The sequence below is a fragment of the Bacillus sp. 03113 genome (genome assembly GCF_006546985.1).
Lineage (GTDB): Bacteria > Bacillota > Bacilli > Bacillales > Cytobacillaceae > VATK01.
Window position 1 is genome coordinate 210,141 of the sequence record NZ_VATK01000006.1, and the last position, 17,297, is coordinate 227,437.

Genomic DNA, 17,297 nt, shown 5'->3' on the forward strand with positions numbered 1-17,297 from the left:
TCTAATTCAATACCTTTCTTAATTGAATAACTAATTCTTTGACTGCAGCTACTGCTTTTTTCGCCTCGTCGATTGTATTTTCATAGGATAAGCTTATTCGTATCGCACTTTGTGCTAACTCTTTTGAAACGCCCATTGCCAATAAAGTCGTACTTGTATTTTTCTTTTTGGAAGAACAAGCGCTCATCGTCGATACATAAATGTCTTTTTCCTCTAGTGCATGAACAAAGACCTCTGCTTTGAATCCTTCAATGGAAAAATTCAAAATATGAGGTACACAAAGCTGTTGTGGAGAATGAATGGTTATTCCTTCGATTTTATTTAATTCCTTCCTTAGGAGCTCATTCAACAATTGCATTTCTTTTCTATTTGATTGTCCATTAGATATCGCTAATCTTAATGCCTTAGCCATGGAAACTATTCCTGCTACGTTTTCAGTTCCACTTCTCAAATGGCTCTCCTGACCACCGCCTGAATGTAAGGGAGATAGCCGAACACCATGACGTACATAAAGAACTCCTGTACCTTTTAACCCATGGAATTTATGACCTGAAATGGTACAAAGGTCAATTTTTGCTTTTTTTATGTCAAGTGGAATCTTGCCAACTCCTTGCACAGCATCTACATGAAATAAGATGTGATTAAAAACACTTAAAAATTCTCCTATTTCCTCTATTGGTTGAATCGTTCCTATTTCGTTGTTCACATGCATAATAGAAACAAGAATGGTGTCAGGACGAATTTCCCTGCGTAAATCATCAATATTTACTCTTCCTTCTTTATCTACAGGTAGATAAGTAATTTCAAAACCTTGATCCTTTAATTGCTCCATAGGATTTTTTACGGAAGGATGCTCTACACTTGTCGTAATCAAATGCTTCCCTCTACGCTGATGCATGTTAGCTGCACCCTTAATGGCTAGATTATTTCCTTCTGTCCCGCCTGAAGTAAAATAAATCTCTTTTGAAGTGACTTTTAGTAGTTCAGCCATTTGTGCCCTTGCTTGCATCAGTAATTGTTCAGCTTGTAATCCTAGCCTATGTAAAGAAGAGGGATTGCCAAAATATTGACTTGAGACCTTCACATATGATTCAATCACAGCCTGAAATGGCTTAGTTGTTGCGCTATTGTCAAAATAAATCATGCTATCCCCTCTCAGGTTCTAATCAGATTATGCTAACTGTAGATATTATCATAAATTAGGATCGTTTGAAAACAGTAGAATAAAAAAAAGAGGATGCACCATATACCATGGAGATCCTCCAATTGTTCCTTATTACGATAATCTTTGCTCCTCGAGCATTTTTTCAATTTTTTTCAGTGCTCCAGGTTCCACATTTTCCACTGTCGAAGCAGCTTGTTCAAGTGCAGTTTTATAATCAAAGCTTCTAAAAGCCTCTTCAGCTTGTTTAAGCCCTTCTTCAATGTTTGGATAACTGCTTCTATAACGATTTCCGTATTGGATAATTCTTTCAGCTAATTCCACTGTTTCAACGATTTCATTCGTTGTTTCGACTACCTTTTGAACGATTTGTTCAGCAGCTTCTAAATACTCTTGGATTGTCTGAATACTTAAAGGCATTTCTTCAAGCTTTAATTTTACATGAGAGATGCTTTCCTTTGCATCATCCATTAAATATTTATACTCTAAGGATAGCCCGGGCAGATTACTTTTAGAGACTAAACGCATTGTTTCAGAAATTTGCTTACTTAATACTTTTACTTTCTCTCTTGCGGTAAATTCATCTTTTCGTAAAGCCTGAAGTTTTTCAAAATAAATCGCCTGTTCGTCTGAAATCATCTCTAATTGACTTTTGATCTCTTGTAATTCTTCACTTAATAAAGTGTGTGCAGCACTTTCGGTATAAATTTTATGCTCTAATAAATCAAATCGCTTTACTAAATGAGCTAGCTTCATATCAAGATGATAATGATCTTCAAGCTCATTTTCTTGTAATTGATAGCTTTGTTGAACCTGCTCGATATCAATTTTCAACTTATCATTATCTTCTTTAATTTTATGTAAAATCGTTTTTGATGTTTGATTATTCTGCTCAAGATAATGCTTGGCATAGACTTCCTTTTCGAGGAGATCATATAATACTTCCAGACTTTCCTTCATTTCTTCCACGCCTTTTTGGACGTCCTCTAATTTTATTTGCTCAATATCTTGTAAAAATGAGGAAAGTTGTTTTTCGATTTTCTCGACTTCTTTCTCTAAATTTATATGCTCTAATCGATAGCCATCATCGAGCATTTCGCGATAGCCTTCCTTTAGCTCACTAATTTGAGAAGGTATTTTTGAAAGACAAATTGCTAATAATTCAGGAATAACATTTAATTGATCATTTACACTGGTCGTAAGTTTTTCAATCGTCATGACCGTTTGACGTGCTTCAAGATAATTTCCGTTTTCTGTTTTTTCATTAAACTGTTGAAATAAATCAGCTAGCTCCGTCAATTCTTTTTCAATAAAAGCTTCCGCTTTCCCATAAGAATGACGATGAGCTAAAAGCTTTTTCTTATTTTCTCGATAACTTTCTTTTAAAACTTCTATTTCAGCTCTATTTTTTTCTTCACTGCCTACTAAATGATTAATCTCCTCCAGGAGAGATTTTATTTTTTCCTCTATTTCATTCATTCTATTATTGATTGTTAATTGAATTTCTTTCGCTTTACGAAAACGGTATTTATCAATCATTTCCTCGCCGTCAAAAAGCATTTCTTCTACATCCGGAAGCTCACTTACGACTACATCATCCCAAGCACTTCTCCATTTTTCAAATAACTCCTCTGTCTCACCGTTCATATTTAATTTTTTCACTTTGGTCATTTCATCCAAAACGGGACGATTCATTATTTCCATTTTCCAGTCTTCTAACCGATCAATTTCTTTATAATACTTTTTCTTTAAATAATAGCCAATAAAAAATAAACATATTAAAATGGCTATTCCACCAAGTATGTATTCCAATTAAAAGCCCCCTGTTCTATTACCGAACCATTTATATAAAAAGCGAAAGTGCTTCGTTCAGACCTAAAAAGCTAGACACATTTACAAAAATATGTTTCCTAACTCTATAAAAAAGTTAAGATGTCCAATTTAATGTTTTTATGATACCATGTAAACGTCATTTTTTGACTATTAATTTCTTTTTTTTATAAATTATTACGAACAATATTTTCTTTGTTTACGCTATTATTAAAATGATTTTAACATAAATTAAATGGAGGTTTTATAAATGAAAAAAGATGGACACATTCACACTCCTTATTGTCCACACGGAACAAAGGACAAACTAACGGAATATGTAGAAAGGGCTCTCTCTCTTGGATTTACTGAAATCTCATTTACAGAGCATGCACCATTGCCAAAAGGTTTTGTTGATACGGCGCCTACAAAAGACAGTGCGATTTCTTCTGATTTACTTGATTCTTATTTTGATGAAATTAGTCAATTGAAAGTAAGATATTCAGATAAAATAAAGATCAATGCAGGACTTGAAGTGGATTACATAGAAGGTTACGAAAAAGAAACAACGAGCTTATTAAATAGTATTGGTTCAAAGCTTGACGATGCCGTTTTATCCGTCCACTTTCTTAAAAATGGTGACCGATATGATTGCTTAGATTATAGCCCAGATTACTTTGAAGGGATGATTCATCAATACGGTTCCATTGAAAAAATATACGATCAGTACTATCGAACACTTCTCATGTCAATTGAAGCAAACTTAGGTGATTTTAAACCAAAAAGAATCGGACATATTACTCTCGCTAGAAAATTCCAAAAAAGATTTCCCAGTCAAATTAATGATCAAGAAGCGATCATTTCTGTCTTACATGCCATAAAAAAACAGGGCTATGAAATTGACTATAATGGAGCCGGCTTACGTAAGCCGCTATGTAAAGAAACTTATCCACCGCTTTGGGTAGTAAATGAAGCTAAAAAATTACAAATTCCTCTTGTGTATGGATCTGACGCACACCAAGTCAAAGAACTAGGACAAGGATATGCGGAAATGCAGCTAGATAGCTAATCATTTCCTTTTCCTAAATATAATCTTAATGCAAATAATGTGATCCTAAAGTTCAGGCTTTTAAAAGAGTATCGCAACATGGGCTAATAACAAGTTTGATACTTCAGGTCACTTTTTGCAGCGTGATTTTATTGCTATATTAATTAGCTATAAAATCCGTTTTCTCTTGGACAATAAATTTGTCCTTGCCTGTTCCTTTTGCTTGATATAATGCTTTATCCGCTCGTTTAAAAAGGGCTTGATAGGAATCAGGAATATTTTTATTCCAATAAGCTACTCCACATGAGATGGTGACAGAAGGATCTGATAATGCTCTTACTCTCTTTACTAATCTTTCTGCAATTGCAATGCCTTTTTTTAGAGAAACCTTTGGTAAATAAATGGCTAGTTCCTCTCCTCCCCATCTTGATCCAATATCCGTTGCTCTAATATTATCAATAATGATATTCGCTACTTGAATAATGACCTGATCACCAACCTGGTGACCAAAATGATCATTTATAAATTTAAAATTATCAATATCGATAAGTATAAATACCCCTTCAATATCAGCTTCCATAGAATGCTTTATTTTTCCATCTAAAAAGCTTCTCGAATATAATTTCGTTAAATGATCTGTTACAACCATCTTTTCAAGCTCTTCTCTAAGCATAGAATTTGAAAGAGCTAAAGTGGAATGGATAATTAAAGATTGCATTAATTTGAAATTTTCAAATGAGAAATGATACGATGATTTGTGCATAGCTAATGCAAAGCCTTTTAAATCACCTGTTTGAATCATCGGCACAGCCATATGAGACTTAAATGATTGACCATAGCTTGATTCAAATTGAAAATCTCCAAGAAAGAGTGAATCCTTTTCTATTTTTATTTTTTCTTTAAAATATTGAATATACTCTTCAGCTTCCTTTGACATAAAGAAGCTTGTACTTCCTTTTAATATTTTTATTTTATCAGAATTAGGATAAAAAAGGAAAAAACCGACTTCTTCTGCTTCAAATGATTTCGAAATTTGGTTTGCCATGTAAGACATTATTTCAGCAATTCGCAAATCCAAATTTAATCGATGAGATATCTCATTAATAAGCTGTAAATCAGCAATCAGTCTATTTGATTGTTGATACAATTGTGCATTCTCTAAGGCTCCCCCTGCTGTGTTCGCTAATAAAGTAATAAATTCTACTTCACTTGTTGGGAAAGAAAAAGTATTAGGAGCAATAACTTGGAGGACTCCATAAACACCTTGTTTCCCCTTTAAAGGAGCATAAAGCACAGATCTTCTTTCATGAATGGTTTCTTCAAACTGAATGTAGCCCGTGACATAAGCTTGCATTGCTGCAATATTTTCACTATCATACTCTAAATCTTTAATAGGAAGATCACTATGACTATTATTATCATGTGATAAAAAAAGATAATATGTAAAGGAAGGATATACTTCTTGCAGCGAATAAATAATCTCTCCTAAAACACTTTCAATTTTCATAGAAGAGTGAAACTTTTCAGTTACTCGAAAAAGCTGTTTATATCTTTTTTCTTTATTTATAATTTGATTAAAAGAATCGAGTTTATATAAAAATCCTTCACATAAACTGCGAAGCTCTTCAAGAACGTTCGAGGACAAAGTAGGATTGGCAGATTCGTTTACTTTTATAGCTAAGAATCCTTGAACAAGTTGGTTTCTTTTAAGTGTTAGTAAGAAATCGTAATCATTTAAGCCCTCAAATGGAATTGGTTTGCAAACTATATTTTGCCTGAGTACTTTATTTCGAATTTCAACAGAAGATGTAATAGGAGACTGGTATTTACAAGCTATACTTGCACTAGTAGAAGCTTGTATTAATAAGTGGTCATCCGACTCATTGAATCGATAAAGAGTTATTTCCTCTACATTAAAAAATTTATGAATTAAATGTAACATTTTATGAATATTTTCTTCATACAAGTCAGCTTTCGTGTCAATAAGATCAAACAGATCACTTTTTAATTTCAACACCCTTTGATTATCGGCTATATACATCCTTTTCATCACCTAATTTACTTACTAATTTTCCAAAGCTCGTCCAAATTGAACATACATCCCACTATATTAACAAATTCAAATTTTAAAAATAATGATTTTATTAGCTAATTATATCACATGCACTTATCAACCGCCTTGCATAGATAAAAAATAATTCAAAATAATGCTAAAAAAATCAACGACTCTTGTCGCTTTCAAGCCTATTTAAGTCCTTATTAATTTTCTTTTGCAAGAATAGATATTGACTTTTTATTGTTAGTAAGCTTATAATCAAGTTTGTGTAAAATATTGCAGCCTATGTATGCTGCATAATGTTTTTATTTTGTTCCTCATAATTTCTTATGATGGGGTACTGCGTAACCCTCTGCTGCTAGGGTGAAGGTACATGAAAACAAAATAGTCATAATGCGTGTGCACAACGGTTTTTATTTTACAAATAAAAACATTGAAGGAGGAGTCATTCATGGCTCGTTATACAGGTCCAAGCTGGAAATTATCCCGTCGTCTTGGCATATCTTTAAGCGGTACTGGTAAGGAATTAGATAAACGTCCTTACGCTCCTGGACAACATGGTCCAAACCAACGTAAAAAACTTTCTGAATATGGTTTGCAACTTCAAGAGAAGCAAAAGCTTCGCCATATGTACGGAGTAAATGAGCGCCAATTCCGCAACCTATTTGATGCGGCTGGTAAAGTATCTGGTAAACACGGTGAAAACTTCATGGTTCTTTTAGAATCTCGTCTTGATAACGTTGTTTATCGTTTAGGTTTAGCTCGTACTCGTCGTCAAGCACGCCAAATCGTTAACCACGGTCACGTATTAGTTGACGGAAAACGTGTTGATATCCCATCTTACCGTTTACAACCAGGTCAATCTATTTCTTTACGTGAAAAATCTCGTAATCTTGAAGTAGTAAAAGAAGCGATTGAAGTAAATAACTTTGTTCCTGACTTCTTAACATTTGATGCTGATAATTTAGAAGGTACGTTTACTCGTTTGCCAGAACGTTCTGAGCTGCCTGCTGAAATTAACGAAGCTCTTATCGTTGAGTTCTACTCTCGTTAATGGAAAAACCTGCCGATATGGCAGGTTTTTTTGTGTATCATCCCCCACCTAAAATTCGATTGAATTTTTGAGAAAGGGGACTTCTGGCTTAGGTTCGTTAAAAAATAAATATAGTGAAAGCAGGTAACATCCTACTTTCACTATTTCATCAATATTTAATAAGGAAGTATTTCTTTTTCCCCCGACGAATAATGGTAAATTCTCCTTCAATTTTATCCTTTTCCGTTAGAATGTAATCAATTGAAGTGATTCTTTCTCCATTAATAGAAATGGCTCCATTTGTAACGTCCTCTCTTGCTTGGCGTTTAGAGGGTGAGATCTTCGCTGCTACAAGCATTTCAATAATTTCAAATTCATCCCCTGTTGTGTGCTTATAGGAAGGAACATCCTTAAATCCTTGCTTCATTTCCGCTGCAGTAAGATTTTTTATTTCTCCACTAAAAAGCGCAGCAGTAATATTTATGGCTTGCTTTAACGCTTCTTCCCCATGAATCAAACGAGTCATTTCCTCAGCTAACGTTTTTTGCGCTTTACGCAAATGCGGCTCTTCTTGAACAGCTTGCTCCAATTGATCAATTTCTGAATGTGAAAGGAACGTAAAGAATTTCAAGTATTTCACTACATCTGCATCAGCAGTATTAATCCAAAATTGGTAGAATTCATACGGGGATGTCTTCTCTGGATCCAACCAAACAGCGCCACTTTCTGTTTTTCCAAACTTTGTTCCATCTGCTTTTGTCACAAGAGGAATCGTCATCCCGTATGCCTTTGCACCTTCTGGCATATTTTTACGAATAAGCTCAAGCCCCGTCGTAATATTCCCCCATTGATCGCTGCCCCCAATTTGCAGCTTACAGTTGTGATGCTCATATAAGTGAAGGAAATCTAATCCTTGCAAAATGGTATACGTAAATTCCGTAAACGAAATTCCAGTTTCTAATCGAGAGGAAATCGTATCTTTTGCCAGCATGTAGTTTATTCCAATATGCTTCCCATAGTCGCGTAAAAAGGTAACAATATCCATCGACCCTGCCCAATCATAGTTATTAACCATGACAGCGCCATTTTCTCCTTCAAAATCGAAAATTCTTGCTAACTGGCTTTGAAGACACTTAACATTATATTGAATCGTCTCTATCGTTTGCAGCTTGCGCTCTTCACTTTTTCCACTTGGATCTCCTATTAAACCGGTGGCTCCACCTACTAACACAATTGGACTGTGTCCAGCCAATTGAAATCTTCGTAATGTTAAAAATGGAAGTAAATGACCAATATGCAAGCTATCACCAGTAGGATCAACCCCACAATATAAAGCAATTTGATCTTTTTGAAGAGTTTCCTTCAGTCCCTCTGCATCCGTTTGCTGATATATAATTCCACGCCATTCTAAATCCTGTAATAGACTCACTGTTATTTTCCTCCTAAATTCGTATTTCTTTAAACAACAAAAAGCGCCCCTGCACAATGCAGGGACGCAAAAAGCTTGCGCGATACCACCCATAATTGAGGAATTACTTCCTCCACTTCATTTACATAACGGATTAAACCCGTCCACTGCTACTACTTTATAAAGAACCTAAGATTCACAATGAAAGCTCAGGGAGGTAATTCATCCTTCTATATGTACCAGCTTTCATCACCCGCTGGCTTTCTAAAACAGTGATAGAAGCACTACTCATTCCCATCATGGCTTATTTTATTATATGTTCTGTTGATTTTTGACTTTTCAACTCACCATCCGCTATTCTAAAATGTGAGTGAAAATTCATTATTAAACAATATTTGCTATCAATAATATTTATTCAATAAAGAATTTTTACCATAAAGAGTATACATTTGTCAAATCTATGAGTGAAAATAATGATCTTTGTAAGAAAAGCTTCAACGCTTGCCATGTTAACAAGAGGTTTATGCTATAATGTATGTGATTTTAGGGGGGAATGATTGAATGAAATTCGATAAGCAAAAATGGAGTGACCTCTGGGGGAGGATGCTGAATTTTTTTACGGATAAAAAAACAGTAAAAAGGGCCAACATCACCTATCAAGTCTTCTGGAATTTGACGCTTCTCTTTTCTATATTATTAGTTCTTGGCGGTGCATTCTCATTAGGAATTGGAGCAGGCTATTTTGCTTCCCTTGTGAAAAAAGAGCCGATTCGTTCTTATGCTAATATGAAAAAGGATATATATAATTATGAAGAAACATCAGAGCTGTTTTTTGATAACAATGTCTACTTAGGAAAATTACGGACTGATCTTGAGCGTGAAGAGGTCAAAATAAGTGAAGTGTCACCACAATTGATCAATGCGATTGTTGCGACAGAGGATGAATATTTTTATCAGCATAACGGTGTTGTTCCAAAAGCCATTATGCGAGCGTTATTTCAAGAAGTGACCAATTCCTCCATTCAATCAGGAGGAAGTACATTAACACAGCAATTAATAAAAAACCAAATACTAACAAATGATGTCTCTTTCGAAAGAAAAGCAAAAGAAATATTATTAGCGCTTCGCCTAGAAAAATTCTTTGATAAAGAAGAAATACTTGAAGCTTATTTAAATGTTTCAAGCTTTGGAAGAAATTCATCTGGACAAAATATTGCAGGTGTTCAATCTGCTGCGAAAGGTATATTTGGTGTAAATGCAAGCGAGCTTAGTTTACCACAGGCAGCCTTTATTGCTGGTCTTCCACAAAGTCCCTTTGGGTATACTCCTTTTACTCAGCATGGGCAAATAAAAGAAAATTTAGAACCCGGTTTATCGAGAATGAAAACCGTGCTAAGCAGAATGTACGATCAGGATAAAATCACAAAGGAAGATTATGAAAAGGCACTAGCCTATGATATTACAAAAGATTTTATCGCACCCATTGATTCTCCTCAAAAGCAATACCCTTGGTTAATCCCTGAAATTGAACTCAGAGCGACCAACATTCTTGCTACAATTTTAGCAAAGAAGGATGGCTATGAGGAAAAGGATTTAAAGGAAAATGATGATCTATACGGAGAATATCAAGCACTAGCAGATCGTAATTTGCATCAAAACGGGTATGAAATACATACGACCATAAATAAACCAATCTACGATCAAATGCAAGTAGTAAAAAATCAATACACACAATACGGGCCTGACAAGGCTGAAATGGTTATCGATCCTGATACGAAAGAAAAAGTACAAGGAAAAGAGCCAGTAGAAGTAGGCGCAATTTTAATAGAAAACAAAACAGGAAAAATTATTAGCTTTGTCGGAGGACGTGATCACAATCGTCAGCAGCTAAACCATGCTACAGCAGCTGTAAGACAAAATGGATCTACAATGAAGCCTTTACTTGTTTACGGTCCAGCGATTGAGCTTGGAAAAGCAGCACCTGGGACCATTCTTCCTGACGTCCCATTAATGCTAGCTCCTGGTCTTAATAGACCTTGGCCAAATAACTATGATATGAGGTATCATGGGATCGTTTCAGCGAGATATGCATTAGCTAAATCATACAATGTTCCAGCGGTAAAGCTATATAAAGATATAGTGGCTCAGCAGCCAGCCTCTTATCTAGAAAAAATGGGCTTCACCTCGCTTACAGAAGATGACTATTCGAATCTAGCAACAGCGATAGGATCGCTAGGTAGGGGTGTGACAGTCGAAGAAAACACTAATGCATTTGCTACCTTTGCTAATGGCGGGAAATTTATTGATGCCTATATGATTGACAATATCGTTGATAAAAACGGGAAAGTCATTTACCAGCATGAAGTGAAGCCTGTAGATGTATTCAGTCCGCAAACGGCTTATTTAACACTCGATATGATGCGCGATGTTATTTCTAACGGGACAGCGACAGCAGTAAAAGGAAGACTTAAATTCAGTTCAGATTGGGCAGGTAAAACGGGAACAGGGAACCAATTCTATGATTCTTGGTTCGTCGCTTTTAATCCGAACGTCTCTTTTGGTATATGGACAGGCTATGATACTCCTAAATCACTTAAAACTAGTGGTTTAAATTACAGCTTAAGAACGAACTATTTGTGGACCGATTTAATTAATGCAGCGTACGATATTGATCCGCAGCTTATTGATCCAAATGAAAACTTCCAGATGCCAGGAGGAATTGTACAGCGATCTTTTTGTACAGTATCTGGATTATTACCATCTGACGCTTGTTCGAAGGCTGGGCTAGTTCAAACGGATTTATTCAATGCGAAATATGTTCCAACAACTGTAGATGATAGCTTAATGGATGGAAAATTAGTTCGCATCGGAGATAAGAAATATATGGGATTGCCTTCTACACCAGCAGAATTTACTGAGCCAGGTCTTATTTTAAATCCAGATTATCTTAGCAAGATTTTTGGTGTAAAAGTTGGAGACCCACGAAAGCTTATTCCCGATAAGGATCGTTGGTCTAAAGTGTTAGTCCCTGATGAAAAAATGGATGATAACGGCGGTACACCTTCAGCTATTAATATCCAGCAGAATGGAAGCAAAATCTTTTGGGGAAGCCATCCTGAAGGAGATGTTATTGGCTATCGTGTTTATCATAATGGACATAAAGTTGGCAGCGTAAAGGCCGGAAATTCATTGGATTTTTCTGGTGGTGATGGAGACTATTACGTCACTGCTGTAGATATTGCAGGAAGGGAGTCATCCCCTTCAAATACAATAAAGATTGGCGTTCCTGAGCAGCCTAAACCAGAACAAACAGAAAATCAGCAACCACAGCAACCACAGCAACCACAGCAACCTCAGGAGAATATTAACAATGAGAATGCTAATCAGCCTAATCCGAATCCAGTAAATCCTAACGAAAATAATCCTCCTGCCCCAACAGGACAATGATTGCTTTTAAACCTAAGAGGGGGTGACCGAAACTAAAATCGTTTCGATCACCCCCTCTTTATTTGGAAAAAGAAAATGATTTTTCTTACTCTTAATTAATCAATCCTCTAAGGTTGACAAATCCCCTGTCGGCAAGTCAAGCTCCCACGCTTTTAATACTCTCCTCATAATTTTTCCACTCCGAGTTTTAGGGAGTTTATCACGGAATTCTATTTCTCTTGGCGCAGCATGCGCAGCGAGCCCATTTTTTACAAATTCCCTAATCTTTAACTTGAGCTCTTCTGTCGCTTCATAACCATCTCGAAGCGCTACAAACGCTTTAATAATCTCTCCTCTGACAGGGTCAGGCTTCCCAATGACACCTGCTTCAGCTACCGCTGGATGCTCAATCAGCTTGCTTTCAACTTCAAATGGCCCGACCCTCTCACCAGCTGTCATAATAACATCATCAATTCGGCCTTGAAACCAAAAGTACCCATCTTCATCCATATAGGCTGAATCCCCTGATATATACCAATCCCCAGGCATAAAGTAAGAATCATATTTTTGCTTATTATTCCAAATGCTATTCATCATTGAGGGCCAGCCCTTTTTTATCGCTAAATTCCCCATGCGAAAAGGGGGAAGCTCTTGACCTTGATCATTAATAATAGCTGCTTGAATTCCGGGTAACGGCTTACCCATCGAACCAGGTCTTATTTCCATGCATGGGTAATTACAAATCAATTGACCGCCTGTCTCCGTCATCCACCAAGTATCATGTATTCTTAACTGAAATACTTTATAGCCCCACTTTATCACCTCAGGGTTAAGAGGCTCTCCTACACTTAAAATGTGCCGTAGACTCGACAGATCAAACTGCTTAACAATTTCGTCGCCTGCTCCCATTAGCATTCTAAAGGCTGTAGGCGCACTGTACCAAACCGTCACACCGTATTCTTCAATCATTTTATACCACGTCTCAGGATTAAACCTTCCCCCAACAATTACGTTCGTTGTTCCTGTTAGCCATGGACCAAATATTCCATAGGACGTACCTGTTACCCACCCTGGATCAGCTGTGCACCAATAAACATCTTCCTCTTTTAAATCAAGTACCCATTTAGCTGATTGAAAATGCTGGATCATTGCTTGATGAACATGTAATACTCCTTTTGGCTTTCCTGTTGACCCTGATGTATAATGTAGGATTAATCCATCCGTTTTTTCCACCCATTCTAGTTCTAGTTTTGAACTAGCAACCTCCATTTTCTTATTAAAGTCGATATAAGGGCTTTGAATATTTTCACCTATCAGCATAATATGTTCAATAGAAGGAAGATCTTGAATTGGGACTCGCTTTAGCAAGTCGGGCGTGGTGATTAATACCTTTGCTTGGCTGTCTGCTAATCGATCGCGAACAGCTCCCTCCATAAAGGCTTCAAACAATGGACCTACAATCGCACCTATTTTAATCGCACCTAAAAAAGCAAAATAAAGCTCTGGTGTCCGGGGCATAAAAATAAATACCCTGTCTCCCTTTACTATCCCTCCGTCATGTTTTAATACATTTCCAGCTTTATTAGATTGTTCTTTCATTTCTTTAAATGTATATTTTTCATTTCTTATTCCATCTCGATAATAGAGAGCTATTTTGTTTTTTCGAAAGGTTTGTGCATGACGATCAATTGCCTCATATGCCATATTTACGCGACCTGTTTCAAACCATGAAAATTCTTTTTGAACTTCATCCCAATGAAATGTTTTCAAAGCATCTTCATAATTTTGCAAGTTATATTCCCCTTCAATAACTGGTAACGCTTTCAATTGCATCGAACATAACCCCCTTTATTCCAAACTATTACCATTATAGATGAAAATAACGATTTTCTCAATTTTTTAAATTGTAGGACGAATGAAGAGGAAAGCAATGGGTTGCAGAAATTGAAAGCGCTATAATTATCTTCATATCATGTATAATAGAATTAGTTTCCATGTTCGAAAGAGGTGATAAGCCTATGTATCATCAGAAAAGATATTATCGTAAAGAACTATTCATGACTGAAGGACTTTTAATAATTGAAGGACCTATTTCTTCCAATTCACTATTAGAATTTGCTTTTCATGAAGATTTAACCTCTTTTCGCCCTTCAGTACAGCAGCATAAAGCATTAATTGAAATTGCTGAACTACCAGAGGGGAGAATTATCATTGCCCGAGAAAATAATACGATCATCGGATATGTTACTTTCTTATATCCAGATCCATTAGAGAGATGGTCAGATGGTCAGATTGAACAGCTTATTGAGCTAGGTGCAATCGAAGTCATTTCTAAATATCGCGGTTGCGGCGTTGGGAAAAATCTTTTAACACTATCCATGATGGATGACGCAATAGAAGACTATATTATTATTACTACAGAATATTATTGGCATTGGGATTTAAAGGGAAGCGGATTAAATGTATGGGAATACCGAAAAATGATGGAGAAGATGATGAATGCAGGAGGGCTGCAATGGTATGCAACAGATGACCCTGAAATCTGTTCACATCCTGCAAATTGTTTAATGGCAAGAATCGGAAACCGAGTTGAACAAACAACGATTGAAAAATTTGATCATTTGCGATTTGCAAACCGCTTTTTATATTAATAAAAAGGAGAACATCATGAAAAATGATTCTATTTTTATTTATTCAGAAGAACTATTAAGCTATAAATTTCATCCCCATCATCCTTTTAATCAGCTTCGTATTAAAATAACATACGATTTATTAATGAAAATGAACGTTCTACAAAATCATCAAATTATTGCACCAAGAAAGGCTTCAGATACTGAGCTTCAATTATTTCTAGATCCAGGCTACATACATGCTGTAAAACTAGCTAGTCATGGAGAATTATCAAAAGAGCAATGTGAAAACTATGGATTAGGGACAGAAGATACTCCGATATTTTCTTACATGCATGAAGCTAGCTCTCTTTTAGTAGGAGGAACACTAACAGCTGTTGACTATGTTATGTCTGGTCAAGCACTCCATTCCCTCCATTTAGGTGGCGGGTTGCATCATGGTTTTAATGGCAAAGCAGCGGGTTTTTGCATTTATAACGACAGCGCCATTGCATTAAAATACTTACTAGAAAAATATCGTGTAAGAGTTTTATACGTTGATACGGATGCGCACCATGGAGATGGGGTTCAGTGGGCATTTTATGATGATCCAAATGTTTGCACGCTCTCTATACACGAAACAGGCCGCTATCTTTTCCCAGGAACAGGAAATGTAAATGAAAGAGGAGAAGGAGCAGGCTATGGATATACGTTTAATATCCCATTGGATGCTTATACGGAAGATGAATCTTTTTTATACACTTACCAAACCGCACTTGAAGAAATAGCGGCATTCTTTAAACCAGATGTTATTTTTTCTGTAAACGGTGTAGATGCTCACTTCCTTGATCCATTAACCCACCTATCAACCACCGTGCGATTGTTTCGTGAAATTCCAAAAATTGCGCATCAAATTGCTCATCAATATTGCAATGGAAGGTGGATTGCTGTTGGTGGCGGAGGATACGATATATGGAGGGTGGTACCGAGAGCTTGGTCTTATATATGGATGGAGATGATCGAGCTTGATCCTATTCCGAAAACGCTTCCTAAAGAATGGATTCATAATTGGAGGAATCACACTACTGTTCCTCTCCCTCAAGAATGGGACGATCAAAAGCATTTAATTCCACTTATCCCTAGAAAAGAAGAAATCACTCAAAAAAACATGATGACTCTAAATCAAACACTCTACTCTATACGAAATAATTCTTAATAGAGAAATCCAAATAGTGACAGACCCTTTGCAAGATTTTTGGTTCGGTTTTATTATCCAAACATCTAATATCTCTTACAAGGGGCCTGTCACTATGTATGAAAACAATCTCAATTTTTATACTGTTAATTAGTAGAGCTTCTTGCCTCAATACGATGAGGAAGAACGACAATATGATCTTCTACCTTCTCTTTATTCATATATTTTGTTAATAAACGCATCGCAACAGCCCCAATATCGTATAATGGCTGAATGACCGTCGTTAACTGCGGACGAACCATCAATGCTAGCTTTGTATTATCAGAAGTAACAATTTCAAGATCTTTTGGAATACTAAATCCTTTATCCTGAGCCGCGTGAACAACCCCTAAAGCCATTTCATCAGATCCAACAAAAATTGCTGTAGCTTTTTGTTTATCTTCTAAAAGCTTCTCAAAGGACTCCATACCTGAATCATATGTATAGTCACCCTCAACCACTTTTTCCTCTTTAAAATCAATTCCAGCGTGTTCTAAAGCTAATTTATAGCCTGAAAGCTTCGCAGCATTAATTGGTTCATATAAAGGACCAATTACTATGGCTATTTCCTTATGCCCCTTCTCGATAAATGATGTAACCACATCATAGGTTGCTTTCTCATAGTCAATATTTACGGAAGAGATTTTTTGTGATTCCTCAACGGATGCAGCTAATACGATAGGAACAGGAGATTTTTCAAATTCTTCTACATGCTCTGCTGTAATATTTCCACCCATAAATACAATCCCATCTACTTGCTTGCCAAGCATTGTATTTAATAAATGGAGCTCTTTATCACGATTTTGGTCAGAGTTGCTTAAAATAATATTATACTTGTACATGGTAGCAATGTCTTCGATTCCTCTTGCTAGTTCCGCATAAAAGGTACTAGAAATATCAGGAATGATAACACCGACAGTTGTTGTTTTTTTACTTGCCAACCCTCTTGCTACTGCGTTCGGACGATAGCCAAGCCTATCAATTACCTCGAGAACTTTTTTTCGTGTCGAAGGTTTTACATTCGGATTTCCATTCACTACGCGAGATACAGTAGCCATCGATACATTCGCTTCTCTCGCTACATCATATATCGTTATATTCACGATTATTCCACTCCTTTAACATTCACAGTTCTTTCTATTTATTTTACTGCAAGTAGCCTTAACCTAATCATTTAATAATGTATGAATATAGCTAAACTTGTCTAATTATGTATTTAATCATACGACAACGTGACAAATGCCGCAATCTCAAGCTTTCATTTTTTTTCAAAAATTATTAGATTTTTAAAGAATCTGTCTATAAATTGGTTAATTTGTCAATTTATCTTATATTTTATTATAAGGCTCTGTTAAATTTCAGTGTTTATTTATAATCGTCAGGAAATTCACTCGCTTTCCGCGGACGAACTGGCAAGCCTCCTCGCTCGTACCCCGAGGCCACTGAAAAAGTCCAATTTTTTATTAGGCAGTTGAAAGTTTGATTTAATCGAACTTTCAACTGCCTTTTTGT

11 protein-coding genes and 1 other annotated feature are annotated in these 17,297 nt (G+C 36.1%); of the genes, 5 read left to right on the top strand and 6 right to left on the bottom strand.

What is annotated here, in order from left to right; genetic code table 11:
• Position 1: 1 nt before the first annotated feature.
• Both FDO66_RS07570 and ezrA read right to left on the bottom strand, forming a co-directional pair.
• Entirely contained in the window at positions 2-1,144 is a 1,143-nt protein-coding gene (locus FDO66_RS07570) for a cysteine desulfurase family protein (RefSeq protein ID WP_141432038.1), read from the bottom strand.
• 132 nt (positions 1,145-1,276) lie between these two features.
• Positions 1,277-2,974: a septation ring formation regulator EzrA gene (ezrA, locus tag FDO66_RS07575; RefSeq protein WP_141432039.1), complete on the bottom strand. Its 1,698-nt coding sequence runs from the start codon at positions 2,972-2,974 to the stop codon at positions 1,277-1,279.
• Positions 2,975-3,242: 268 nt separating this feature from the next.
• Between ezrA and hisJ the strand changes: the two genes are divergently transcribed.
• A complete protein-coding gene (hisJ, locus tag FDO66_RS07580; RefSeq protein WP_141432040.1) occupies positions 3,243-4,040 on the top strand; it encodes a histidinol-phosphatase HisJ in 798 nt (265 codons plus the stop codon).
• Between the two features lie 139 nt (positions 4,041-4,179).
• On the opposite strand, the gene FDO66_RS07585 is transcribed toward hisJ, so the two are convergent.
• The gene (locus FDO66_RS07585) at positions 4,180-6,060 is read right to left on the bottom strand and encodes a diguanylate cyclase domain-containing protein (protein WP_141432041.1); all 1,881 of its coding nucleotides are present in this window, start codon (positions 6,058-6,060) and stop codon (positions 4,180-4,182) included.
• 466 nt (positions 6,061-6,526) lie between these two features.
• Between FDO66_RS07585 and rpsD the strand changes: the two genes are divergently transcribed.
• Positions 6,527-7,129 (top strand): 30S ribosomal protein S4, encoded by a 603-nt coding sequence (gene rpsD, locus FDO66_RS07590; protein ID WP_141432042.1) that lies wholly within the window; start codon positions 6,527-6,529, stop codon positions 7,127-7,129.
• Between the two features lie 148 nt (positions 7,130-7,277).
• Here rpsD and tyrS read toward each other — a convergent pair whose 3' ends face one another.
• Positions 7,278-8,537 carry a tyrosine--tRNA ligase gene (gene tyrS, locus FDO66_RS07595; protein WP_141432043.1) on the bottom strand — a complete coding sequence of 420 codons (1,260 nt, stop codon included), beginning with the start codon at positions 8,535-8,537 and terminating at the stop codon, positions 7,278-7,280.
• 57 nt (positions 8,538-8,594) lie between these two features.
• Positions 8,595-8,826, bottom strand: a binding site (T-box leader).
• A 251-nt stretch (positions 8,827-9,077) separates the two neighbouring features.
• Between tyrS and FDO66_RS07600 the strand changes: the two genes are divergently transcribed.
• Complete coding sequence (locus FDO66_RS07600; protein WP_141432044.1) at positions 9,078-11,963, top strand: transglycosylase domain-containing protein; 2,886 nt, start codon at positions 9,078-9,080, stop codon at positions 11,961-11,963.
• Between the two features lie 99 nt (positions 11,964-12,062).
• Here the strand turns inward: FDO66_RS07600 and acsA are convergent, their stop codons facing one another.
• Entirely contained in the window at positions 12,063-13,775 is a 1,713-nt protein-coding gene (gene acsA, locus FDO66_RS07605; RefSeq protein WP_141432045.1) for an acetate--CoA ligase, read from the bottom strand.
• Between the two features lie 185 nt (positions 13,776-13,960).
• On the opposite strand from acsA, the gene FDO66_RS07610 reads away from it, so the two are divergent.
• Together FDO66_RS07610 and FDO66_RS07615 are read left to right on the top strand one after the other, a co-directional pair.
• Entirely contained in the window at positions 13,961-14,593 is a 633-nt protein-coding gene (locus FDO66_RS07610; protein WP_141432046.1) for a GNAT family N-acetyltransferase, read from the top strand.
• 16 nt (positions 14,594-14,609) lie between these two features.
• Positions 14,610-15,767 (top strand): acetoin utilization protein AcuC, encoded by a 1,158-nt coding sequence (locus tag FDO66_RS07615; RefSeq protein ID WP_141432047.1) that lies wholly within the window; start codon positions 14,610-14,612, stop codon positions 15,765-15,767.
• Positions 15,768-15,892: 125 nt separating this feature from the next.
• Here the strand turns inward: FDO66_RS07615 and ccpA are convergent, their stop codons facing one another.
• A complete protein-coding gene (gene ccpA, locus FDO66_RS07620; RefSeq protein WP_181444486.1) occupies positions 15,893-16,891 on the bottom strand; it encodes a catabolite control protein A in 999 nt (332 codons plus the stop codon).
• Positions 16,892-17,297: the final 406 nt, after the last annotated feature.